Genomic DNA, 21627 nt, shown 5'->3' on the forward strand with positions numbered 1-21627 from the left:
CATGCGTCCGTTGCAGAATATGCCTCATGGCATCAGCTTACGGCGGGGGAGACACGGTTCTTGAGGGCAGGTGCGCAGATAACAAACAGGGCGCTACACTCCGGACTCCTCATTCCGAAAACCGGTGTACCCATGAATTTCTGCGCTGACTGCGGCAGCAAGGTTGAACAGCGCGTGCCGGTGGGCGACAACCGGCTGCGCCACGTCTGCCCGGCGTGCGGCACCATCCACTATCAGAACCCGCGCATGGTGGTGGGCACACTGCCCGTCTGGGAGGGGCAGGTGCTGTTGTGCCGACGCGCCATCGAACCGCGCCTGGGTTACTGGACGCTGCCCGCCGGGTTTCTCGAGAACGGTGAAAGTGCGGCCGACGGTGCGTTGCGCGAAACGCTGGAAGAGGCGTGTGCGCGGGTCGCATTGATTGCGCCCTACACCATGGTCAGCGTGCCGCAGATCGACCAGATGCACATCCTGTTCCGCGCCGAGCTGATCGACACCGACTTCGCGCCGGGCAGCGAATCGCTCGACGTGAGGCTGTTCGACGAAGCCGACATTCCGTGGGACGAACTGGCGTTCCGCAGCGTGTCACTGACCCTGCGCACCTTTTTCGAAGAACGGCGCAACGGCGGTTTCGGGGTGCACCACTTCAGTCTGGACGTACCGGGCCGAAGCTGAAGCTGAAGGTTGCGCCCTGGCCGACCACGCCCTCGGCCGACACATGGCCGCCGTGCAGCCGGATCACCCGCTGCACGATCGCCAGCCCGATGCCGCTGCCGTCGAATTCGCGATTGTTGTGCAGGCGCTGGAATGGCGCGAACAGTCGCCCTACATAGGCCATGTCGAAGCCGACGCCGTTGTCGCGCACGTAATAGGCCGCCTGCCCATGCAGCTCGGACTGTCCGATCTCGATGCGCGGCTGCGCCTGCAGACGGGTGAATTTCCAGGCGTTGCGCAGCAGGTTTTCGAACACGACACGCGCCAGTCCGGAATCGGTGTCGGCCCACAAACCTTCCGGAATGACCCAGTGGATATAGCGGTCGGGGGCTTCGGCCGTCAGTTCGCGCACCACGTCACGCGCAATGTCGGACAAGTTGGTCAGCGAGCGGTGGACCTCGGCACGCGACACGCGCGACAGCTCGAGCAGATCGTCGATCAGTTCGCCCATGCGCTGGCTGTTGCGGCGGATGCGCGACAGATATTCGCGCCCCTGTTCGTCCAGCAGGTCGCCGTAATCCTCCACCAGCAGGCGCGAGAAGCCGTCGAGCGCGCGCAGTGGCGCCCGCAGGTCGTGCGACACCGAATAGCTGAACGCTTCCAGTTCGCGGATGGCCGATTCAAGCGCCGCCGTGCGCGCGCCGACACGCCGTTCGAGTTCGTCGTTGAGTGACTGAACCCCCTGCACGTGCTCGGCCTGGATGCGTTCGGCGTCCCGTTGTGCGGTCATGTCGCGCCGCACCGATACGATTCCGTTGAACTGGCCATCATCGTCGGTCAGCGGAATGACGCTGACTTCGAACACCCGCTCCTCGCCGTCCGGCATGACGAGGCGCTGCTCCTCCCGATGCGGCTTGCAGGACAGCGCCACCGCTTCGGCGATCTTGTGGTCCTGCTTCAGCACGTCGGCCATCGATGGCAGGTGCGCCGCCAGTTCCTCGCTGGTGGCACCCAGCCAGGCCATCTTCTTCAGCCAGCGCGTATCGAGCAGCGCGCGATTGGCGAGCCGCCAGCGCAGGTGCTTGTCCTGCAGCACGATCAGTTCCGGCAGCGCATCGACCAGCGCGCGGAGTCTGAATTCTTCCTCGCGCAAAGCTTCGCGTGCCTGCATTTCGGCCGTGATGTCCCGACTGACGCCGCGATAGCCCGAAAACGCGCCACGCGCGTCGAACACCGGCTCACCGGACGAGGCCAGATAACGCCAGCGCGAACCGTCGCGGCGACGCGACAGGAAGTCGCGGAATGCGTCGTGACGCTCCAGCGTCTGGCGCAGCAGGCCCCATGGCAGCGTAAGCGCCTCTTCACCGGCGATTTCCCAGGGTGCGCAGCCATCCAGTTCGGTATCGCCGAAATGCACACCGGTCAGTTGATCCGGCAAGCGGTGGTAGTGCAGATCGCCGTCGAGCTCCCAGTGCCAGTCGGCCGACAGCAGCATCAGCGCGCGAAAGTGCGATTCGCGTTCGCGCAGCGCGCGCCGTGCCGCCTGCTTCTCGAACATCGCCGCACCGATGAACAGCGCGGTCGCGGCGGTCAGCGTGATCAGCCCGTGCAGCACGAAAACCTGCACGCCCATCGCGTGCTCGTTCAGCAGCGAGGTACCGTGTGCGGTGCCGGCCAATGCGATCAGCGATGCGATCAGGAACACCGTCCAGCCGACACGGGGCGGAAAGCGCAACGCGATCCAGATGACCAGCGGCAGCGAGGCGTACAGCTGCAGGATGGGTTCGGCCAGCAGGGTGACGCCGTAAAAGGTCGCCGCCAGCATGCCGAGCAGCGTCAGGATGACCAGTGCCTGTTCGATCAGCCGGCGCGGCGACTGCACCGGCGAGCGATCGGACGTCCAGGCCAGCAGCGGCAGCATGGACACCACAACGCCCAGTGCGTCGCCGAGCCAGATTGTGGCACCGGTATCAAGCCAGCTGGCCGCAGGCAGGTCATGCGCCAGCGCCATGCCGAGGGTGGTGGCCGTGGCACTGACGATGGCCACCGCATACGCCACCGCCAGCAGCTTGAAGGCGCCGTCGGTGCGCTCCAGCAGATGCGCCGGTTCGCTGATCAGATGCCGCAGCATGCGTGCCCCCAACCAAGGCGCGATGATCTGTCCGGCCGCGTACAGCAGGGCCATCGGCATGGGCAGCTGCGCCAGCGCGGTACCGGCGATGACACCGATCAGCACGCCCGGCAGCGCACGGTTGCCGAAGTGCAACAGCGCGAACAACGCGAGGCCGATCGGCGCCCACATCGGCGTGATGCCCGAAGCGTCACGCAGCTGCAGGTTGGCCACCACGAGCACGCCGTAGCAAAGCGCGATCAGGGCGTTCAGCGGAAACGGGCGAGGCCGCGGCTGCAGCGCACCGGGCGGCATGGCGTCAGCCGCCGGTGCGCGGGTCAGCGGATCCTGTTCGTGCATTTCATCCACCGGCCGGCTCATGTCAGGCTCGCACCCGCTTGACTATCGCAACAACTGTTTCTAGGTTTCAACGACCGCAGCACAAACCGTCCCTGTGGAGCATGAAAATGGAAAGACGCCACTTCATCGCGACCTGCAGCGCTGCGTGCGGCATGCTGGGGCTGAATCTGCCGGCGCACGCCCGCATCGTGCGAAGCTATCCGCGCAGCGTACTGACCAATCGTGACGGACAACCATTGCGAGCAGGCTCGCTTGAGCCGGGCGTCAATTATGTTTTCCAGTGGCCCTACCCGGCCACGCCGTGTTTCCTGCTCGATCTCGGTACAAAGGTCGCGGGCCGGAAGGACATCCGCACGGCGGATGGCCGCCGCTATGACTGGCCGGGCGGCGTCGGGCGGCGCCAATCTGTCGTTGCCTACTCGGCCATATGCTCGCACAAGCTCACCCATCCCACACGCGACATCAGTTTCATCGCCTATCGCGCTGACGCGACGCCGCACAATGCGCGCGCCCGGGTCATCCACTGCTGTTCCGAGCACAGCCAGTTCGATCCGGCCGCTGGCGCTCAGGTGCTCGAAGGCCCTGCCCCGCAACCGCTGGCCGCGATTGTATTGGAGTACTCCCCCGAGCGCGACGAACTGGCTGCGGTCGCCACCCTGGGCGCCGACGTATTCGATCGCTTCTTCAGCAGTTTCGGCTTCCGGCTGGCACTCGAACACGGTGGCGATCGCGCCATGCAGCCGGTCGGCGAACGCACGCGGGTCATTCCGATGGCGGAGTTCTGCCGCCAGCAGGTGCGCTGCTGAGTCGCCGCTCAGGGCTTCAGCCGGGCGCGGTGATCTGTTCATCCTGTTCGGCGTCTGCCGGTTCGCCATCGAGTTCCAGTTCCACCGCGAAGCCGTGCGGCGGCAGATCGACCGACATGACGGCGCTGCTCGCCGCGGCCCTGAACGCAGCCAGCACCTGCGCATCCAGTGCGGCGTGTCCGCTGCCGCGCACGAGCGAAACCGCGACGACACGGCGCGCATGCAGCTGCAACGCGATCACCATGCGCACACCCGTTGCCTGCAGCAACGCGCCGTCGCGGGCAACGGCGCGCGCGATCGCGTAGCGGAACGCACGCAGCGAGCGTTCCGCGACGACCGGTGACAGCGCGCTGCCGTCCGGCCCGGGCGGGGCGGTCCGGGCGACGGCGGCAACCACGGGCGGCGGACGATCGACCGACAGGCGGGTGTTTGCAGCGGCCGGCAGGTCGTCCGCAACGGTGACCGGTGCCACCGCCGGAGCCGCCGGCACGAGCTGCAACACACCGGCCTGCCGGGCGGGTGGTTCGGGCGCCGGGCGTGGCACCGGAAGTGGCCAGATCAACAGCCCGTGCACTGCCAGCGACAACCCCGTTGCCACAAGCAGCTTCGATGATGGAACACCCCGGCGACGCGATTGCAAATTCATCTTCCTTTGCTAGAGTACGTGCGCGCTGCGGGCGGAAGGCCGTTACACTCGATCGGCAAACGATCGCCCGCGCGCAAGTCCGCGTTTCCGCGTTTCCTGCCTGTCAAGCTGGACACTATGGAGGTTGCCAAGGCCGTGTTTCCGTCGATGGAAGAGCACCCACTGCTGAGCCTGGCGCGGGAACGCCGCCGGCCGGCACATCCGTGGATACTCACGCTGGATGCCAACGGCGTGCCGCATCGCTGGGTGAGCTGGCAGCACGCCGTGTTCTATCACGCCAAGGATCTGGTGGCCTGGGTCGCCGGCAGCCACGAATTCGAAATCCGCGGCGGCATCAACCGGGTGACCGGCGAGCAATCCTTCATCCGCACCAACAGCATCATTGCGATCAAGGGTCGCAGCCACGCGCACAAGCTGCAGATGGCCGTGCCGCCGCTGAACAATCGCGAGCTGTTCCACCGCGACCGCTCGATCTGTGCCTACTGCGGCGGCGATTTTTCCGCCCAGAAACTCACGCGCGACCACATCCTGCCGGTTTCGCAGGGCGGCCGGGACCTGTGGATGAATGTGGTCACCTGCTGCCGTCCGTGCAACCAGCGCAAGAGCGGCCGTACGCCCGAACAGGCGCACATGCAGTTGCTGTACGCGCCCTATGTGCCGAACAAGGCCGAGTACCTGATCCTGAGCAACCGCAACATCCTGGTCGACCAGATGGATTTCCTGTCCCAGCACGTGAATGCCAATAGTCGCTGGAAGGCGGCCTGACCGTTACGCGGGCAAGGCAGCCGGCGCACGTCGGCGCGTCTGGCGCGGCAGCAGAAGCTGGAATACCGTGCCCTGACCGATTGCGCTCTTGCACGACAGCGAGCCACCGAGCGCCCGGATCTGCGCCAGTGCATGCGCCAGCGTCGGGCGCGCCAGACCTTCGCCGGCCGTCGAAGCGAACAGCGCCGCCACCCGGGCGGCGTCCATGCCGCGGCCGAAATCGCGGATGCGGATTTCCGCGTGCAGCACACCGTTCCAGTTCACCCCATCCGCACTGCTGACCGCGATGCGACCGCCGCCGCTGCCGATCTGCTCGGCACTGACCGTGAGCAGCGCGGCCACGATGTCGCGCATCGCCGGCAACGGCAGGTGCAGCGGCGGCAGCGCCGAGTCAAGGTGAAGTTCGGTCGTGATCGAACGCGCGCGGAACGTCCGCTCGTCGGTCTCGGCCATGATCTGTTCGATCAGCTGGTTGATATCGGTCCATTGAGCGGCCGCGGTGATGTCCGGCGGGCGGCTTTCGAACTGGTGCAGTACCGTGTCGATGCGGATCACCTGATCGTTGAACACCGACAGCTCCGATTCGAGCATCGAATCGGCGCCCATCTTCAGGCGCATCGACTTCACCTGATGCTTCAGCAGGCCGAGCGGCGTGTTCAGGTCGGCGCGCAACTGCCGCGAATGCGCGGCGTACTGCTCGACCATGCTGCTGCGCAGTTCGCCCAGGTTGCGGGCCTGCACGCGCTGCATGCGCAGTGCCCGCGCCGTGGCGCCGGTCAATGCGTCGAGTCCGGCGGCGCGTTTGCGCAGGCCGGACAGTGCCGACACCGGCATCCGGTGCAGTGCCAGCGCCTCCACCCGGCCGTCGCCGAGCAGCGGCAGCATCAGGCAGGCTTCACCGCGCGCCGGGCGCAGCAGTCGCTGGATGCTGATCGGCAGACGCGTCGCCTGCCGGGCATCTTCGCAGTACCAGGGCAGACCGCGCAGCAGTTGCTGCCCGAGGTCACCCAGCCCCGAATGCGCCAGATCGAGCTGGATGCCGCCCGGTTCGCCGGCTTCGTCGAGCACCGCGAAACGGGTTTCGCCATGCGCCGGCAGCAGCATCTGCGGCATCGGCAGATCGAGCAGCAGGGCGCCGGCCAGACGGTAGGCGCGCAGCACGTCATTGTCCGCCGCGGGTTCGAGCACCTGTGCGAGCAGACCGCTGCGGGCGAGATCGAGCAGCACCGACTGCTGCGGATCATTGCCGTTCGCCGGGTTGAACGCAGGGTCGGGCGAACCCTCGAAGAACGGGCGATAGGGCTCACCGGCGATCATCGGCGCCCCCGGGTCGAGCAGTTGCAGCGCGTCCAGCCGGGAGTGCGTGCGTCGGCAGGCGGTCTGCCAGGCGTCGTTGAGCTGGTCCATCGGCAGCCCGGTCAGCGCATGCGCCAGCGCGGCGTGCTGCATCGCGTCGCCGCTGCCACCGCCCGACAGCTCTTCGGCCGCGCGCGCGACGCGCAGCAATTCCGGCGCGTCGTGGAACAGCGCTGCGTCGGCATGATGGAAGCGCACGGCGTCGGCCAGTTCACCGGCCCAGCCGGCTGGCAGCAGATCGGCGGCCATTTCCGCATGCGACACGCCCAGTTCGGCTGCTTCGAGGCCCGCCAGCGCCGACTCGTCATGGCCTTGCGCCAGCAGGTTCAGGTAAGACGGGTTGACCGACAGCAGCGGCAGCGCCACATCGAGCAGCAAACCGGCAATGTAGGCCTCGTCCGGGTCGCTGTGGCCGCAGCGCAGCGACAGCTCGCGCGCAGTTTCGGCGGTCAGCAGCGAATGTGACCAATAGCGGCGGAATCCGTCCGGCACAGTGCCGACGCTGGACGACCAGTGGTGGGTGTCGAGCAGGGCGGCGCGGATCAGCGCCTGTCCGCCCGCGTCGATCACCGCATCGATACGGCGGGCTACACTGAGGCCATGCGGATGTTCGAGTGCTTCCGACGCGCGCAGCAGGCGCAGCACGAGCACCGGATCGGCGCGCAGCAACGCCGACAGCGGCTGCGCCTCACCTTGTGCGGGACGAAAGCCGAGCGCCGTTCCGGCAATCACCGGAACGGAGGGCGCGCCAGACAGCACGGCACATTCGATCGCGCTTGCAGCGTTGGCTGACATGCTGTGCAGGAAACGGGATACGTCGGGGTGACCCCCGGCGCTGACCTTTTTGATTGTTTATCGGCCGTTCTGACGGACGGGGCCTCGCCGGATAATACCGCAGCGCTTTGGCGCAGAACCCGCGCCAACACTGGGAATCGTCACGTCCTGACCCTTCATTGCAGGTCCATGTCACCCGTTTCGACCGCAACCCGAATCCCGGCCTTGAAAAATCCGGAACCCCGCGAATCTTACAAATCGTTACTGCGGTCGCGCAGCGGGTTTACAGCAGCCGCCGACACTGGCTTCGCTGCCGGAGCATTCCGGCAAATCAGAGGAGTCAGATCATGAACCACCCGAACGCTGTCACTGCCCGCCCCCTGCCGGCTGCAACATCCCGCGGCCGCTGGCTGGCCACGCTCACCGCGGCCGGCGCACTGGCCGCAATGGTGGCCGCCGTTCCGCAGGCTTCCGCCGACGCGGGTGAGCAGCGCGCACCGCACGCCATGAAGACCGCAGCGCATCATGGCCACGGTCAGATGGAAAAGCGCATGGCAGAACGCGTCGAACGTGTATTCAGCAAGGTCGGCGCGACCGAAGAGCAGAAGGCTCGCGCCCGCACCATCGTCGAGGCCTCGGCAGAACAGATGAAGGCGATGCGCCCTGCCGACGGCAGCGGTCCGAAGGAAATGCTGGCGCTGTTGTCGGCCGAGTCGATCGATCGCGACCGGATCGAACAGCTGCGTGCCGCACGCCACGCGCAGATGGACGAACGTTCGAAACTGATGACGCGCACGCTGGCCGATCTGGCTGAAGTGCTGACGCCCGAACAGCGCAAGGACACGGCGAAATCACTGGCCCGTCTGGGTGGCGGTCACCCGCATCATGGCAAGCACCACGGCGGGCATCATGGCCATGGCGACAGCCCGCGTGCCGCCGACGGCGCAGTGCGCAGCTGATGACCGGACTGCCGTGGTTCAGACCACGGCAGTACCGAACAGGCGGGCCAGTTCGGCCCCGGGGTCGGCGGCGCGCATGAAGGCTTCGCCGACCAGAAAGGCATGCACGTCGCGGGCCCGCATGGTCGCGACGTTTTCTGCCGTCAGGATGCCGCTTTCGGTGATCACGATGCGCCCGGCCGGAATGCGGTCGAGTTGCGACAGCGTGAAATCGAGCGACACCTCGAAGGTGCGCAAGCTGCGGTTGTTGATGCCCATCAGCGGCGTATCGAGCTGCAGCGCCAGATCGAGTTCGCCCGCGTCGTGACTTTCCACCAGTACCGCCAGGCCCAGCTCGCCCGCCAGGGTTTCGAGTGCGCGCATGCCGGCCACGGCTTTTGTCTGCTGCGCGGCGTCCGCCTCGCCCGACGGCGGCAGGAAGGCGGCCACGATCAGCAGGATGCAGTCGGCGCCCATCGCGCGCGCCTCGACCACCTGCCACGGATCGATGATGAAATCCTTGCGCAGCACCGGCAGCCGGCAGGCAGCACGCGCCTCGACCAGATATTCGGGCGCCCCCTGAAAATACTGCCGGTCGGTCAGCACCGACAGGCATGCGGCACCGCCCGCCTCATATGAGCGCGCGATCTCGGCCGGCCGGAAGTCGGGGCGCAACACGCCCTTCGACGGACTGGCCTTTTTCACCTCGGCAATCACTGCGGGCTGCCGGCGCGCCACGCGATCGCTCAGCGCGGCGACGAAGTTGCGCACCGGCGGCTGGGCCTCGGCCCGGATACACAGCGCGTCCAGCGTCTGCAAGGCGCGGCCGGCGGCAATTTCTTCCCGCTTGGTGGCAAGGATTTTCTGCAGGATGTCGGACATTCCTTCTGACCCCATTGAATGTTTCGGACCCGTAGGAGCCTGCCCCGCAGGCGATCAGGCTGTCGATCGCCTGCGGGGCAGGCTCCTACGAAAACATCAGGTGGCGAGCGAGCGCGTCAGTTCGACCAGTGCATCGAGACGTGCCCGCGCGGCGCCGGATTCGACCGCCGCACGGGCGCGGTCCACGCCATCGCGCAGGCTGTCGGCCACACCTGCCACGTAAAGGCTGGCACCGGCATTGAGCAGCACGACATCGCGCGCCGGAGCGAAGCTGCCGTCGAGTGCGGCCAGCAGCATGTCGCGCGAAGCCTGCACATCGGCCACGCGCAGCGTGTCGAGTGCATGCACCGGCAGACCGACGTCTGACGGGTGCACCGTGTATTCGCGCACCGCGCCGTCGCGCAACTCGCCGACGAAGGTGTCGCCGCTGATCGTCAGTTCGTCCAGCCCGTCGCGGCCATGCACCACCATCACGTTGCGCGAACCCAGTTCCTTCAGCACGCGCGCCAGAATGCCGACCAGGTCGGCGTGGAACACGCCCATCACCTGATTGGCTGCACCGGCCGGATTGGTCAGCGGACCGAGAATGTTGAACATCGTGCGCACGCCCAGTTCGCGGCGCACCGGCGCAGCATGCTTCATCGCGCTGTGGTGGTTCGGTGCAAACATGAATCCGACACCGGCCTGTTCGACACAGGTCGCGACCTGCGCCGGCGTCAGGCTCAGCGTGACGCCAAGCGCCTCCAGCACGTCGGCCGATCCGCTCTGCGACGAACTGGCCCGCCCGCCGTGCTTGGCCACGCGCGCGCCGGCCGCGGCGGCGACAAACATCGCCGCGGTGGAAATATTGAAGGTGTGCGCGCCGTCACCACCGGTGCCGCAGGTATCGACCAGGGTCTGGCTGTCATCCACCGGCACCTTCATCGACAGTTCGCGCATCACCCGTGCCGCGGCAGCAATTTCGCCCACGGTTTCCTTCTTCACCCGCAGACCGATCAGGATGGCGGCGATCAGCGTTGGCGACACTTCGCCGGTCATGATCTGGCGCATCAGCGCCGTCATTTCTTCGCGGAAGATTTCGCGGTGCTCGATGACCCGCTCGAGCGCCTGCTTCGGCGTGAAAGTCATGCGCCTGCCCTCCACTCGTCGAGGAAATTCTTCAGCATCCGGTGGCCATGCTCCGTGAGGATGGATTCGGGGTGGAACTGCACACCCTCGACCGCCAGCGTCTTGTGCCGCATGCCCATGATTTCGCCGTCGTCGGTCCAGGCCGTCACTTCCAGGCAATCGGGGAGCGTGTCGCGCGCCACCGCCAGCGAGTGGTAGCGGATGGCGGTGAAGGGATTCGGCAGGCCGCGGAACATGCCCTTGTCGGCATGATGGATCGCCGCGGTCTTGCCGTGCATCACCACCTTGGCGTGCACCACGTCGCCGCCGAACGCTGCACCGATGCTCTGATGGCCCAGGCACACACCCAGTATCGGGTACTTGCCGGCGAAGGCCTTGATCACCGGCACCGACACGCCCGCCTCGTTCGGCGAACACGGACCGGGTGACACCACGATGTGGTCCGGCTTGAGCGCATCAATCTGGTCGAGCGTGATTTCGTCGTTGCGGAACACCCGCACCTCCTCGCCCAGCTCGCCGAAGTACTGCACGAGGTTGTAGGTGAAGGAGTCGTAATTGTCGATCATCAATAACATGTCAGTTCCCCCGCCCGTCCGGGCCCGGCACCAGCCCCGCTTCCGCCAGTTCGGCTGCGCGCAGCACGGCGCGCGCCTTGTTCAGCGTTTCCTGCCATTCGCCTTCGGGCGTCGAATCCATCACCACGCCGCCGCCGGCCTGGGCGTGCAGCTGACCGTCCTTGATGACGGCGGTGCGCAGCGCGATGGCCACGTCCATGCCGCCGTTGAAGCCGAGGTAGCCGACCGCGCCGGAATAGATGCCGCGCTTGACCGGCTCGAGCTCGTCGATGATTTCCATCGCCCTGACCTTGGGCGCGCCGCTGACGGTGCCGGCCGGAAAGGTCGCGCGCAGCACGTCCATCGCGGTCAGGCCCGGCTTGAGCACGCCTTCGACATTGCTGACGATGTGCATCACGTGCGAATACTTTTCCACCACCATGCGGTCGGTCACTTCGACCGAGCCGATGGCGGCGACCCGGCCGAGGTCGTTGCGGCCCAGATCGACCAGCATGATGTGTTCGGCGCGTTCCTTCTCGTCCGACAGCAGGTCTTCGGCCAGCGCGCGGTCTTCGTCCGCCGTGGCGCCGCGCTTGCGGGTGCCGGCGATCGGCCGCACCGTCACCTTGTCACCTTCGAGACGGGCGAGGATTTCCGGGCTGGCGCCGACGATGTGGGTGTCGCCCAGATTGAAGAAATACATGTAGGGCGACGGATTCAGCGCACGCAGCGCGCGATAGACCGCCATCGGCGTCGTCGCCAGCGGCTTGCTCATGCGCTGCGACGGCACGACCTGCATGATGTCGCCGTCGAAAATGTAGCGCTTGGCGGTGTCGACCGCCGCGCAGTAGGCGTCGTGGCCGAAGCCGGACACCGCGGCCACCGAAACGCCGCGCGGCGTGTCCGGTTCGCGCAGCGGCGACTTCAGCCGCGCCGACAGCGCTTCGAGTCGCAGATGCGCGTTCATCAGCGCGTCCGGCTGCGCCGGGTCGGCATAGACGATGAAGGTGAGCCGGCCCGACAGGTTGTCGAACACCGCCAGTTCGTCGGACAGCAGCAGATGGATGTCCGGCACGCCGAGCGGATCGGCCTTGTTCCAGCCGGCTTCGAGCCGGTGCTCGACATAGCGCACCACGTCGTAGCCGAAGTAGCCGACCAGCCCGCCGGAAAAGCGCGGCAGGCCCGGCAGATCGGGCACCCGGTAGCGGCTGATGAAGTCCTGCACGAAGCCGAGCGGGTCGGCCGATTCGCAGTGCTCGATCTCGACCTCGTCGCGCAGCACGCGGATGTCGTTGCGTCGCACGACGATGCGCGTCTGCGCCGGCAGGCCGAGGATGGAATAGCGGCCCCAGCGCTCGCCGCCCTGCACCGATTCGAGCAGGTACGAGTAGGGCGCGTCGGCCAGCTTGAGATAAGCGGACAGCGGCGTGTCGAGATCGGCCAGCGCCTGGCGCGCGACCGGAATGCGGTTGTAGCCGGCGCGTACGAGCGCCTCGAATTGATCGTGATTCATGGACAGACCGGAGAGCAGGATTTGAACGGGCGCCGCGGTGTCACCGCATGCGCCGGACCGGAAGCGGACTCAGGCGGCTCGCCACAGGTACCCGTGCAGGGGCGCGGGCGCGCAGCTGCGGGCGGGTATCTCCTTGGAAGTCAGGCTGTCCATTGGGTGTCGGTTCGTTGTGATTTGCTCGGCTCAGTGGCCGGTCGAAAGCATGACCCGGTCGAGCAGGTCGGGGAGAGACGATAGTAGCCCATCGCAATCTTTTGCGTCCAGCACGCGCCCTTCGCTGTAGCCCCAGGGCACGCCGAACACCGCCACGCCGGCCGCGCGGGCGCAATCGATGTCGTTGTACGAGTCGCCTATATGTAACAGCGCGGCAGGTGCGCAGCCCAGTTGAGCGGCCGCATGCAACAGCGGCGCCGGGTCGGGTTTCTTCTGCGGCAGCGTGTCGCCGCTGACCACGCAGTCGAAGTACGGCCGCAGCTTCATCAGTTCGAGCAGCGGCTCGGTGAAGTCGGCCGCCTTGTTGGTGACGCAGGCCAACGGGAAACCGGCTGCCTTCAAAGCGGCCAGCGTGTCGTGCGCACCGGGGTAGGCGGTCGAATGTTCGCCGTTGCGCGCCCGGTAGCCGCGCTTGAACGTCTCGATCGCCCGCGCCAGCAGAGCGGCGTCCTGCGCGCGTTCGCCCAGGCAGCGTTCGACCAGATCCGGAATGCCGCGGCCGACGAATACCCGCACCTCGTCTTCGCGCCGGGGCGGCAGGCCCAGTTCGAGCGCCATGTCGCGTGCTGCGGCGGCGAGATCGGGCACGGTGTCGAGCAGCGTGCCGTCCAGGTCGAAGCTGATCGCGGCGACCGCGCGCGTGTTCTTCATACCACGACGGTGGCCAGCTGGGCGCGCAGTGCGCCGATCACGCTGTCGTAGCGGTTCGGGTCGGTGTCCAGCCCGGCGCCGAACACGGCCGAGCCGGCGACGAAGGTGTCGGCGCCGGCGCGCGCGATGTCGGCGATGTTGTCCACCTTCACGCCGCCGTCGATCTCCAGCCGGATGCGCCGGCCGGTGCGCGCTTCGTACTCGTCCAGCTTCGCGCGTGCGGCGCGCAGCTTGTTCAGCGTTTCCGGTATGAAGCTCTGGCCGCCGAAGCCCGGATTGACCGACATCAGCAGCACGAGGTCGAGCCGGTCCATCACGTGATCGAGGTGGTGCAGCGGCGTCGCCGGGTTGAACACCAGACCGGCCCGGCAACCGTGATCGCGGATCAGCGCCAGCGAGCGGTCGATGTGTTCCGACGCCTCCGGATGGAAGGTGATCACGTTGGCGCCGGCCTTCGCGAAATCCGGAATGATGCGGTCGACCGGCTTCACCATCAGATGCACATCGATCACCGCGTCGGTATGCGGGCGCAGCGCCTGGCACACCAGCGGGCCGATGGTCAGGTTGGGCACGTAGTGGTTGTCCATCACGTCGAAGTGGATCCAGTCGGCGCCGGAATCGATGACGTTGCGCACCTCCTGCCCGAGCATGGCGAAATCGGCCGACAGCAGGCTGGGCGCGATCAGGAAATCGGCGGCGGATGAAGGACGTGCGGACGAGTGGCTCACGGGCGTGCTCCGGATGGCGGGAGCGCAATTGTATCGGCTCCCGTGCCCTGCCCCGCTCATTGCCCCGCGCTTTGCCCTGCGTATCACGGCTGCTGCTTGCCGCACCGGTGGACTTCGGTTAAAAAGCTGCCATGGCCGAAGCGAAAAAACATGAAATCACGGTGTCGGTGCAGACACGCTATGTCGAAGAGCAGTCCGACCCCGACGAGTCGCGTTTCGTCTTTGCCTATACGGTGACGATCACCAACACCGGCAACGTGCCGGCACAGTTGATCAGCCGTCACTGGGTCATCCGCGATGCTGCCGATTCCGAACAGGAAGTGCGCGGGCTCGGCGTGGTCGGACAGCAACCGCTGCTCAAGCCGGACGAGAAATTCGAATACACCAGCGGCTGTGCGCTGACCACACCGGTCGGCACCATGGGCGGCACTTACCAGATGGTGGCCGAAGACGGCACGCAGTTCGAAGCCGTCATTCCCGAATTCACGCTCGCGATGCCGCGCGTGCTGCACTGAGGTCCGGGGCGGCGCGGTGTCTCTCGACGCGTCCTATACCCGACTCGCCCCGCTGTACGACGCGGTGGTTGACCTCGCCTCGCGCGGCGCGCGGCGCGCCAGCCTCGACGCACTGCCGCGTTCGCCGTCCGACATCCTGCTGTGCGGCATCGGCACCGGACTCGATCTGCCGTACCTGCCGCCCGACCACCGCTACACCGGCCTCGACTTCAACAGCGCCATGCTGGCGCGCAGCCTGCCGCGCGCCGAGGGGCTCGATTACATGGCCGTGCGCGGCGACGCGATGCGTCTGCCCTTCCGCGACGAAAGTTTCGACTGCGTCGTGCTGCACCTCATCGTCGCCGTCGTGCCCGATGGCGCCGCCTGCCTGCGCGAAGCCGCCCGCGTGCTGAAACCGGGCGGAGCGGCACTGCTGCTCGACAAATTCCTGCCCGCCGGGCGCCCGGCGCCCCTGCGCCGCCTGTTGTCGCCGATCGCAGGCCGCATTGCAACCCGGCTCGACCTGGTACTCGAAGACGCGCTGAAAGAGCTGCCGTTCGGCGTGGTCAGCAACGAACCCGCCGCCTTCGGCGGCTGGTTCAGACGCGTGCGCCTGCTGCGCGTCTAGCGCAGTCGACCGCCAGTCGGGACTTTCGGCGAAGCCGCTGCGGAAGCTTTGTGTGTCGGGCAGTGACGAGCTGGACGAGCGCCGTACCGGGCGGCAGCCGTGAATCGCCGCCCCGTCAGCGGGCGGCGCGACCGAGGCCGCGCATCTGCGCATGCCAGCGGGCACGACCGGCGTCATCCATGCTGTCCACGCTGCCGATCAGCGTCGTGCGCACCGGCCGGATGCCGACGAAATTCAGTGCATTGCGTTCGAAGCTCTTCACGCCGTGCGCAAGGTAGATCCAGCGGAAGACGGCAGCCGGCATGCCCATGGTCACGACCAGCCGGGCCGAACGGCCCTTCAGCAGCGGCTCGAACGGGCTCAGCCCGGTACCTTCGCCAATCGCGAAACCCGGCCGGAGGATCTGCTCGAAAAAGGCCTTGAGCAGCGCCGGCAGCGTACCCAGCCACAGCGGGAAGAACACCGCCACATGCTGCGCCGCAGCCACCGCCGCCTGCGCCCGCGCGACATCACCGTCGGCCGCGACAGACCAGGCTGCCTTGTCGCGCAGCAGCGGAAAGTCGAGCCGGGTCACGTCGATCATGTCGACTTCGTGTCCGGCCTCCCGGGCACCTTCGATGTAGCTGTCGGCAAGTGCGCGCAGCAGCCCCGGGCGCGTTTCGGGATGCCCCTGGATGACAACGATGCGGCCCATGTGAGGACTCCCGTATTGGCAATACTGCGATCCTGGTCAAAGGCGGGGTGTTGGGCATCGCTGCGCTCACCCCAACCTACCTGAAATGCCGATGCGCCCATCCTGGTCAAAAGCTGGGGTGTTGGGCGTCGCTGCGCTCGCCCCGACCTACCTGAAATGCCGGTGTGTCCATCCTGATCAAAGTCCGGGGCACGCACCTTGAGCGGGATCATCCGCCAGTGCATTTCGGGGGCGTGATCGCCGGCGCAACCGAGCGCACCGCGCCCCCCGTCACGGCGGCGGGCCACTCGCACAGCTCGCTGCCCGCGGTCCTCACCCCAGCCAGTGCGCGACGATCGGTCGGCCGAGCGGGCTGGTGACGAACAGGAAGATGAGCACATTCAGCGCCACGGTGACCCAGAAGCCGCGCCGGAACGAGGCCTTGACTGACTTGTGGCGCAGGAACTGCTGTGCCAGCAGGCCGCCGGGCCAGCCGCCAACGAGCGCCAGCAGATGCAGCCGCGCTTCGGGTACGCGCATGCCGTCGTTCGCGGCCTGCGCCTTGTCCACCGCATACAGCCCGAAGGTGACGACGCTCAACCCGAGATAGAGCAGGAACCAGCCGGCCGGCACCTGCCATAGCCAGGCCGCGACCAGCATGACCACGAGAAAGGCCGGAATGACGAACAGCGTGGCGCCGCCCCACTGCGCCGGATGATCGTCGCGACCCTGACCGCGGGCTCGGGCCGTCTTCAGCGGCACGCCGTCGAGCAGCACCTCCTTGGCACAGCGCCGCCCCGCGCGGTCGGTCCCGACGGCAAAGCTGACGCGGTCGCCCGCAGAGGGCCGGCGCCCTTCGGCATTCACTTCGCTGATGTGGGCGAACAGCTCATCGCCGCCGCCATCCGGCACGATGAAACCGAATCCCTTGTCGTCCTTCCACTTGCTGATGCGACCTGTGCTGCGCATGTCGTCTCCCTGAAACACGGGGGCGGAAGATAGCACCGCTTCAGTCGCCGCGCCCGGCCTGCGCGACGATGTGGTCCGGCCACTCGAAGGCGTCGCAGCGCGGGCAGTCGAGCAGCGCGCCGAGATGGGCCGCGCGCCCTTCTTCGGTCGCCACCCAGGGCCGGTTGGTGAAGGGCGGGTGGTGGCGCACGTGCTGGCGATGCCCGCAGGCCAGCCGGGCAACCCAGTCGCCTTCGTCGTCGATCAGGTAACCGGTGATCGGCTGCTTCATCCGGCCGGCGCCGGGCGGCGCGGGCGCACCGCGGTGATCCACGGCTCGAAGCGGCGGCCCCACGAAACGTCCATGTCGAAGGCCGCGCGCCCGGTGTCGAGCGCAGTGCGGTCGATGCCCTCCATCGCGCCGCGCAGCGCGTGCGGCACACTGATGCGGGCAACCGACAGCTCGCCGATGTGGCCGCTGAAGAGGGTTTTCCCTTCGATCACCGTGACCGACGGCGTCACCGTTGCGGCAACGATGGCATGGCTGCGCAGCTCGGGATAGCGCTGGCGCAGCGCCGCCGCGTCCAGCCCGGCGTCGACGGCGAACAGGCGCGACGCCTTGTGCTGTTCGTACTTCATGGCCTCCTGCGCCGACTTCAGCGCGTCGGCGTCCTGCTTGTCGGTGCTGCCGCGGGCGAGTGCGCGGTCCAGCCGGCGCTGCGCCTGCGCCAGGGCCGCCTGCCAGGACGCACCGGCCAGTTCGAGCACGACGTACACCTCGCGCCTGGCGCGGTAGGCGTCGCGCCCGTCCTTCAGGTCGAAGCCCAGTTCGCGCAGCTTGTCAGCATCCAGCCAATCAGGGCCACGGCCGTAGTGCATGTCGTAGGCGGCCTCCGCGTTGTCGTCGCGCATCGGCGCGCGCCACAGCAGTGCCACGTCGATGCCGCCGCGCTCGCCATCCAGCCCGAAGGCATAGGGCAGGCTCAGTTCGCGCTGCGCGAGCGTGAGCACGCTGGCGGGCGCGCCCGAACGGTTCCACGCCACCCCCGCCAGCACGAAGGCATTCACCGCGACGATCAGGGCCACGCCACCCACCAGCAGGATCTTCTGCGCGCGCCTCATTGCCCGCCCTCCACCGCCACGACGGCGCGCAGCCGCTTCAGCACCAGGATGACCAGCAGTGCCACCAGCCCGAGCACGAGGAAGAACAGGAATTTGGGCATCACCGTCCACCACCAGTCGAACAGCTTGGTGTACAGGAAGATGACGAAGAACACGACCGCGGTATTCATCACCTCCGGCCAGCCGCGGCGCGCGCCGAGCCAGGTCAGCAGGCCGCCGGCGACGAAGCCGCCCAGCTGATAGAGGCCTTCGACCACCTCGGCATCGAAGGGCAGATAGCTCGCGCGGCCCCAGTTCGACAGCACCAGCATGGGCAGGAACAGCGCGAGCAGCGCGACCAGCCGCCAGGTTGCATCGAAGCCGGGATGACGCCGGTGATCGACCAGGAACGGCACGCAGAACATGAGCAGCGCCGCCGGGAAGAAGTGTTCCGGCCGCTCACCGACGCTGAGCCAGTACATGCCGGTCCAGGTGCCGACGCGGGCGGCGATGAAGCCGGTGATGCAGATCAGGCCGGCCACCAGCAGCAGGCGCAGTTCGCAGGTGTAGGCGAGCAGCAGCGCGAAGGCCGCCCACGGCAGCAACGCCTTGTCCGACGGGGTGATGTTGAAGCTGGAACCGAGCAGGCTCAGGTTCAGCACGAAGCAGGCGAAGGCCACCAGCGCCGCCAGCTTGGTGAAGTAGCCGGAGGCGTCGCGCCCGTGCAGCCAGGCGGTCAGCCCCAGCGTGCCGAGCGCGGCGCCGGCCAGCACCATGACCTGCACGGTTTCGGGAAACAGCGGCCAGTACTGGCGGAACAGGAAGAACACGCTGGCCGCCAGCGCCAGCGCGCCGAGAAAGGAGGCGATGCGCAGCCCGAGCGTGAGCTGGCGGGCGCGCTGCGTGGTGTCGACGTCAGGCCGCGCGGCGAGGCGCGTCAGCAGCACATCGTGGTGCGCCCGGATCGCCGCCGCATCGGCCGCGGCCAGCCCGTCGGCCGCGAGTCGCGCCTGTTCGCGGCGGAAGGCGCGGATGTCGTCGGCGCGTTGCTGCGCGTCGGCGCGTGACAGGCTGTCGTCCATCGCTTCGTTTCCGGATGTCATCGCCGCATCATGCCACGGCCGCATCGTGCTGCCGACAACCAGCACAGCCCGGGCCGGTCAGGCACAATCGGGCGATGGATCAAGCCCCCGTCCCGCTGCTGCGCGGCAGTCTGCGCGCCCTCAAGATCATCCTGCTCACCTTCACCGGCATCGGCCGCACGCGCATGATCAACCGCACCACCGAAGGGCTCGGCCCGCAGCACTTCCTGCTCGGCGGCCTGTTCGCCGTCATCGCAGTGAATGTCGTGCTGATCGCACTGGTGATGTGGGCAACGAGCTGATCGGTACGAATTCAAACTCGCGATTGCTCAACCAGCGGCGACGTCTTTCACAGGAGCGGACTTTGCCCGCGATGCGAACGTTGTACATGCATAGTCGCATGTTCGGAGACCGCATCGCCTGCAGGGCAGGCTCCTACGAGATTCGCGCCGAATTCAGCGTCATGCGACGTCTTTCGTAGGAGCCTGCCCTGCCCGCGATTCCCGTCTGCGAAATGGCGATGGCGCGTGATCAACGCTCGCATCGCAGGCAGGACCCGCTCGCAAGAAAACCCTGTCGGCGGCGGTGGCGTCAGACGCCCTCTTTCGCGCCGAGTCGCCACAGGCGGGTCACTTCCTGCGAGCGCGCCGCATGCAGCGGGTCGGATTCGTCACTCGCCTTGGGATGGCGCGGGCGGGCGTCGAGGTGGCCGAGCACCTTCAGACCTGCGTCGTCGATCCAGCGCTGAAGTTCGTCGGCGGTGCGCAGGCCGAGGTGTTCGGCAAAGTCCGACAGGATGAGCCAGCCTTCGCCGTCCGGCCCGAGATGTGCCGCCAGCCCCGACAGGAAGCCGCGCAGCATGCGGCTGTCCGGGTCGTACACCGCGTGTTCCAGCGGCGAGGCCGGGCGCGCCGGCAGCCAGGGCGGGTTGCACACGATGAGCGGCGCGCGGCCATCCGGGAACAGGTCGGCCGCCCGCACGTCGATCTGCGATTCGAGCCCGAGGCGGGCGACGTTGTCGCGCGCGCAGGCCAGCGCCCGTTCGTCCTGATCCGTCGCAACCACCTTCGCCACGCCGCGCTTGGCGAGCAGCGCGGCCAGCACGCCGGTACCGGTGCCGATGTCGAAGGCGCGCGACGCCTTCTTCAGCACCGCCGGCAGCGGCGCCTTCGCAATCAGATCGACATATTCGCCGCGCACCGGCGAGAACACGCCGTAGTGCGGATGGATGCGCGCTTCGAGCGCCGGCACCTCGACGCCGTTGCGCCGCCATTCGTAGGCGCTGATCACGCCCAGCAACTCGCGCAGCGAGCACACATAGCCTTCGCGCGCCTCGCCGTGCGCCTGCGTGCACGCCTCGACCACATCGGGCGCGCGGCGCAGTGGAATGACGTGGCCGGCGTCGAACGGAATCAGCAGCATGCCCAGCGTGCGGGCGCGCTGCGACTGTGCCAGCCGGTGCTGATTGAACGCGTCACGCAGCGTGGCGGCGGGCTTGCGCGGCTTGCGGTCCACCCGCCGCACCAGCGCCTGCAGCAGTTGCCGCGCGTTCTGGAAGTCGCTGCGCCACAACAGCGCCGTGCCCTCGCTGGCGAGGCGGAAGGCGCTGTCGGCGCTCAAGGTGTCGTCAGCCACCACCACGCGCTTCGGCGGCGGCAGGCCGGCTTCGGATTGCCAGCGCAGGCTCTTCTCTGCGTCGCCTTCGGTAAATACAAGTCGTGAATCAGTCAAGGTTCGGTCACCGGATGAATCTTCATTGCATATATATATGCGAAAGCGCCAGGCAGCCGCCGGCGCTCAAGCGGGCGCAGCAGGGGCGCGCGTCCAGTTCTCCACCACCAGCCCGGGGTAATCGGCGAAGTCCGCTTCATTGTTCGTGACCAGGACAGCATCGACGCTCACCGCATGGGCGGCAATCATCCGGTCGAGCGCATCGCGGCGGCGGTCGCGCACCGCGGCAGCGAGTGCGCCGTAACGCTCTGCGGCTGCCTCGTCGAAAGCGAGCACAGGCACGCGCTGCGTGAAGCGTCGCAACCCCGCCGCGGCCTGTTCACGGTCAGCGCCCTGACAGCGCTCGACGCCGTGACACAGTTCTGCGTAGGTGACCACCGAAATCGCAATGTCGCCCGCTCTCGCCTGCTGGAATCGGGCCACCACCTGCGGCGGTTGTCGCGCCATCAGGTAGATGCAGATATTCGTATCGAGCATCCAGACCAAAGCTCAGTCCTTTGCAGAAGGCTCGGCAAGGTCCCATTCGCGCTCTCGCTGCTCATGAAACTCGCGCCCTTCGGCCATGAAGCTCTTCGGAAAGGAAGCGAATATCTCAGGCAGATCGGCCAGCGACGGTCTTTGTGCGGGCCTCAGCACCAGAGTGTTGCCCACCCGCTCGATCTCCACCTCTTCCGACACCCCGGCGATCGCCAGTTCCTTCGGAATGCGCACGGCGAGCGAGTTGCCACTTTTGAAGATACGGGTTCGCATGGTGGGCCTCTGTACTCAGTGATGTGTATACAGGATATACATCGATCACTCGCGGCACAACGCGTGCGGCCCGCGGGATCGGGGTCGAGGCACCGTTGCCACGTTCAGATCGAAGGCGCGCGCGCCCAACGCAAGGCACCAG

The 21627-nt window shown here is 67.3% G+C and carries 24 protein-coding genes; 7 read left to right on the plus strand and 17 right to left on the minus strand.

Features of this window, described 5'->3' with window-relative positions:
* Positions 1-132 precede the first annotated feature (132 nt).
* Positions 133-675, plus strand: coding sequence for an NUDIX hydrolase (locus Q8Q80_RS09220; RefSeq protein ID WP_305632634.1), 543 nt, complete (start codon positions 133-135; stop codon positions 673-675).
* Here Q8Q80_RS09220 and Q8Q80_RS09225 read toward each other — a convergent pair.
* A complete protein-coding gene (locus tag Q8Q80_RS09225) occupies positions 647-3145 on the minus strand; it encodes an MASE1 domain-containing protein (RefSeq protein WP_305632635.1) in 2499 nt (832 codons plus the stop codon). The two genes, Q8Q80_RS09220 and Q8Q80_RS09225, sit on opposite strands and share 29 nt — an antisense overlap.
* Before the next feature lie 86 nt (positions 3146-3231).
* Between Q8Q80_RS09225 and Q8Q80_RS09230 the strand changes: the two genes are divergently transcribed.
* Positions 3232-3930, plus strand: a complete 699-nt coding sequence (locus tag Q8Q80_RS09230; RefSeq protein ID WP_305632636.1) for a hypothetical protein — start codon at positions 3232-3234, stop codon at positions 3928-3930.
* Positions 3931-3946: 16 nt separating this feature from the next.
* On the opposite strand, the gene Q8Q80_RS09235 is transcribed toward Q8Q80_RS09230, so the two are convergent.
* A complete protein-coding gene (locus tag Q8Q80_RS09235; protein ID WP_305632637.1) occupies positions 3947-4492 on the minus strand; it encodes a hypothetical protein in 546 nt (181 codons plus the stop codon).
* 201 nt (positions 4493-4693) lie between these two features.
* Between Q8Q80_RS09235 and Q8Q80_RS09240 the strand changes: the two genes are divergently transcribed.
* Positions 4694-5341 carry an HNH endonuclease gene (locus Q8Q80_RS09240; protein ID WP_305632638.1) on the plus strand — a complete coding sequence of 216 codons (648 nt, stop codon included), beginning with the start codon at positions 4694-4696 and terminating at the stop codon, positions 5339-5341.
* Between the two features lie 3 nt (positions 5342-5344).
* Here the strand turns inward: Q8Q80_RS09240 and Q8Q80_RS09245 are convergent, their stop codons facing one another.
* On the minus strand, positions 5345-7492 hold the full coding sequence (locus Q8Q80_RS09245) for an HDOD domain-containing protein (RefSeq protein WP_305632639.1): 2148 nt from the start codon (positions 7490-7492) through the stop codon (positions 5345-5347).
* Positions 7493-7818: 326 nt separating this feature from the next.
* On the opposite strand from Q8Q80_RS09245, the gene Q8Q80_RS09250 reads away from it, so the two are divergent.
* Positions 7819-8430 (plus strand): Spy/CpxP family protein refolding chaperone, encoded by a 612-nt coding sequence (locus Q8Q80_RS09250; RefSeq protein ID WP_305632640.1) that lies wholly within the window; start codon positions 7819-7821, stop codon positions 8428-8430.
* Between the two features lie 18 nt (positions 8431-8448).
* Here Q8Q80_RS09250 and trpC read toward each other — a convergent pair whose 3' ends face one another.
* From trpC to rpe, 6 genes are all read right to left on the minus strand, one after another.
* Positions 8449-9291 carry an indole-3-glycerol phosphate synthase TrpC gene (gene trpC / locus Q8Q80_RS09255; protein WP_305632641.1) on the minus strand — a complete coding sequence of 281 codons (843 nt, stop codon included), beginning with the start codon at positions 9289-9291 and terminating at the stop codon, positions 8449-8451.
* Between the two features lie 96 nt (positions 9292-9387).
* The gene (gene trpD, locus Q8Q80_RS09260; RefSeq protein WP_305632642.1) at positions 9388-10419 is read right to left on the minus strand and encodes an anthranilate phosphoribosyltransferase; all 1032 of its coding nucleotides are present in this window, start codon (positions 10417-10419) and stop codon (positions 9388-9390) included.
* Complete coding sequence (locus Q8Q80_RS09265) at positions 10416-10994, minus strand: aminodeoxychorismate/anthranilate synthase component II (RefSeq protein WP_305632643.1); 579 nt, start codon at positions 10992-10994, stop codon at positions 10416-10418. Before Q8Q80_RS09265 ends, trpD begins: the two co-directional genes overlap by 4 nt.
* Position 10995: 1 nt before the next feature.
* Entirely contained in the window at positions 10996-12486 is a 1491-nt protein-coding gene (trpE, locus tag Q8Q80_RS09270; RefSeq protein ID WP_305632644.1) for an anthranilate synthase component I, read from the minus strand.
* Between the two features lie 183 nt (positions 12487-12669).
* On the minus strand, positions 12670-13350 hold the full coding sequence (locus Q8Q80_RS09275) for a phosphoglycolate phosphatase (RefSeq protein ID WP_305632645.1): 681 nt from the start codon (positions 13348-13350) through the stop codon (positions 12670-12672).
* Positions 13347-14078: a ribulose-phosphate 3-epimerase gene (rpe, locus tag Q8Q80_RS09280; protein WP_305632646.1), complete on the minus strand. Its 732-nt coding sequence runs from the start codon at positions 14076-14078 to the stop codon at positions 13347-13349. Before rpe ends, Q8Q80_RS09275 begins: the two co-directional genes overlap by 4 nt.
* Positions 14079-14209: 131 nt before the next feature.
* On the opposite strand from rpe, the gene apaG reads away from it, so the two are divergent.
* On the plus strand, positions 14210-14593 hold the full coding sequence (apaG, locus tag Q8Q80_RS09285; RefSeq protein ID WP_305632647.1) for a Co2+/Mg2+ efflux protein ApaG: 384 nt from the start codon (positions 14210-14212) through the stop codon (positions 14591-14593).
* Positions 14594-14609: 16 nt separating this feature from the next.
* Positions 14610-15200, plus strand: a complete 591-nt coding sequence (locus tag Q8Q80_RS09290; protein ID WP_305632648.1) for a class I SAM-dependent methyltransferase — start codon at positions 14610-14612, stop codon at positions 15198-15200.
* 115 nt (positions 15201-15315) lie between these two features.
* On the opposite strand, the gene Q8Q80_RS09295 is transcribed toward Q8Q80_RS09290, so the two are convergent.
* From Q8Q80_RS09295 to Q8Q80_RS09315, 5 genes are all read right to left on the minus strand, one after another.
* Positions 15316-15894, minus strand: a complete 579-nt coding sequence (locus Q8Q80_RS09295) for an NAD(P)H-dependent oxidoreductase (RefSeq protein WP_305632649.1) — start codon at positions 15892-15894, stop codon at positions 15316-15318.
* Positions 15895-16206: 312 nt separating this feature from the next.
* Positions 16207-16842: a cold shock and DUF1294 domain-containing protein gene (locus tag Q8Q80_RS09300; protein WP_305632650.1), complete on the minus strand. Its 636-nt coding sequence runs from the start codon at positions 16840-16842 to the stop codon at positions 16207-16209.
* A gap of 40 nt (positions 16843-16882) precedes the next feature.
* Positions 16883-17113 carry a DUF3565 domain-containing protein gene (locus Q8Q80_RS09305; RefSeq protein ID WP_305632651.1) on the minus strand — a complete coding sequence of 77 codons (231 nt, stop codon included), beginning with the start codon at positions 17111-17113 and terminating at the stop codon, positions 16883-16885.
* Positions 17110-17943: a DUF4824 family protein gene (locus Q8Q80_RS09310; protein WP_305632652.1), complete on the minus strand. Its 834-nt coding sequence runs from the start codon at positions 17941-17943 to the stop codon at positions 17110-17112. Before Q8Q80_RS09310 ends, Q8Q80_RS09305 begins: the two co-directional genes overlap by 4 nt.
* Positions 17940-19025 (minus strand): DUF2157 domain-containing protein, encoded by a 1086-nt coding sequence (locus Q8Q80_RS09315; RefSeq protein ID WP_305632653.1) that lies wholly within the window; start codon positions 19023-19025, stop codon positions 17940-17942. Before Q8Q80_RS09315 ends, Q8Q80_RS09310 begins: the two co-directional genes overlap by 4 nt.
* 74 nt (positions 19026-19099) lie before the next feature.
* On the opposite strand from Q8Q80_RS09315, the gene Q8Q80_RS09320 reads away from it, so the two are divergent.
* Positions 19100-19306 carry a DUF2970 domain-containing protein gene (locus Q8Q80_RS09320; protein WP_305632654.1) on the plus strand — a complete coding sequence of 69 codons (207 nt, stop codon included), beginning with the start codon at positions 19100-19102 and terminating at the stop codon, positions 19304-19306.
* 289 nt (positions 19307-19595) lie between these two features.
* Here the strand turns inward: Q8Q80_RS09320 and Q8Q80_RS09325 are convergent, their stop codons facing one another.
* From Q8Q80_RS09325 to Q8Q80_RS09335, 3 genes are all read right to left on the minus strand, one after another.
* Positions 19596-20735 (minus strand): class I SAM-dependent methyltransferase, encoded by a 1140-nt coding sequence (locus Q8Q80_RS09325; protein WP_305632655.1) that lies wholly within the window; start codon positions 20733-20735, stop codon positions 19596-19598.
* A gap of 66 nt (positions 20736-20801) precedes the next feature.
* A complete protein-coding gene (locus Q8Q80_RS09330; RefSeq protein WP_305632656.1) occupies positions 20802-21212 on the minus strand; it encodes a type II toxin-antitoxin system VapC family toxin in 411 nt (136 codons plus the stop codon).
* 12 nt (positions 21213-21224) lie between these two features.
* Complete coding sequence (locus Q8Q80_RS09335) at positions 21225-21485, minus strand: antitoxin (RefSeq protein ID WP_305614815.1); 261 nt, start codon at positions 21483-21485, stop codon at positions 21225-21227.
* Positions 21486-21627: the final 142 nt, after the last annotated feature.

Source organism: Methyloversatilis sp. (genome assembly GCF_030698125.1).
Taxonomy (GTDB): Bacteria; Pseudomonadota; Gammaproteobacteria; order Burkholderiales; family Rhodocyclaceae; genus Methyloversatilis.

Bases quoted from the DNA above. Each gene is read 5' to 3' on its own strand.
- Q8Q80_RS09220 (WP_305632634.1), top strand. From the start codon at position 133: ATGAATTTCTGCGCTGACTGCGGCAGCAAGGTTGAACAGCGCGTGCCG.
- Q8Q80_RS09225 (WP_305632635.1), bottom strand. From the start codon at position 3,145: ATGAGCCGGCCGGTGGATGAAATGCACGAACAGGATCCGCTGACCCGC.
- Q8Q80_RS09230 (WP_305632636.1), top strand. From the start codon at position 3,232: ATGGAAAGACGCCACTTCATCGCGACCTGCAGCGCTGCGTGCGGCATG.
- Q8Q80_RS09240 (WP_305632638.1), top strand. From the start codon at position 4,694: ATGGAGGTTGCCAAGGCCGTGTTTCCGTCGATGGAAGAGCACCCACTG.
- Q8Q80_RS09245 (WP_305632639.1), bottom strand. From the start codon at position 7,492: ATGTCAGCCAACGCTGCAAGCGCGATCGAATGTGCCGTGCTGTCTGGC.
- Q8Q80_RS09250 (WP_305632640.1), top strand. From the start codon at position 7,819: ATGAACCACCCGAACGCTGTCACTGCCCGCCCCCTGCCGGCTGCAACA.
- trpC (WP_305632641.1), bottom strand. From the start codon at position 9,291: ATGTCCGACATCCTGCAGAAAATCCTTGCCACCAAGCGGGAAGAAATT.
- trpD (WP_305632642.1), bottom strand. From the start codon at position 10,419: ATGACTTTCACGCCGAAGCAGGCGCTCGAGCGGGTCATCGAGCACCGC.
- Q8Q80_RS09265 (WP_305632643.1), bottom strand. From the start codon at position 10,994: ATGTTATTGATGATCGACAATTACGACTCCTTCACCTACAACCTCGTG.
- trpE (WP_305632644.1), bottom strand. From the start codon at position 12,486: ATGAATCACGATCAATTCGAGGCGCTCGTACGCGCCGGCTACAACCGC.
- Q8Q80_RS09275 (WP_305632645.1), bottom strand. From the start codon at position 13,350: ATGAAGAACACGCGCGCGGTCGCCGCGATCAGCTTCGACCTGGACGGC.
- apaG (WP_305632647.1), top strand. From the start codon at position 14,210: ATGGCCGAAGCGAAAAAACATGAAATCACGGTGTCGGTGCAGACACGC.
- Q8Q80_RS09295 (WP_305632649.1), bottom strand. From the start codon at position 15,894: ATGGGCCGCATCGTTGTCATCCAGGGGCATCCCGAAACGCGCCCGGGG.
- Q8Q80_RS09300 (WP_305632650.1), bottom strand. From the start codon at position 16,842: ATGCGCAGCACAGGTCGCATCAGCAAGTGGAAGGACGACAAGGGATTC.
- Q8Q80_RS09305 (WP_305632651.1), bottom strand. From the start codon at position 17,113: ATGAAGCAGCCGATCACCGGTTACCTGATCGACGACGAAGGCGACTGG.
- Q8Q80_RS09310 (WP_305632652.1), bottom strand. From the start codon at position 17,943: ATGAGGCGCGCGCAGAAGATCCTGCTGGTGGGTGGCGTGGCCCTGATC.
- Q8Q80_RS09315 (WP_305632653.1), bottom strand. From the start codon at position 19,025: ATGACATCCGGAAACGAAGCGATGGACGACAGCCTGTCACGCGCCGAC.
- Q8Q80_RS09320 (WP_305632654.1), top strand. From the start codon at position 19,100: ATGGATCAAGCCCCCGTCCCGCTGCTGCGCGGCAGTCTGCGCGCCCTC.
- Q8Q80_RS09330 (WP_305632656.1), bottom strand. From the start codon at position 21,212: ATGCTCGATACGAATATCTGCATCTACCTGATGGCGCGACAACCGCCG.
- Q8Q80_RS09335 (WP_305614815.1), bottom strand. From the start codon at position 21,485: ATGCGAACCCGTATCTTCAAAAGTGGCAACTCGCTCGCCGTGCGCATT.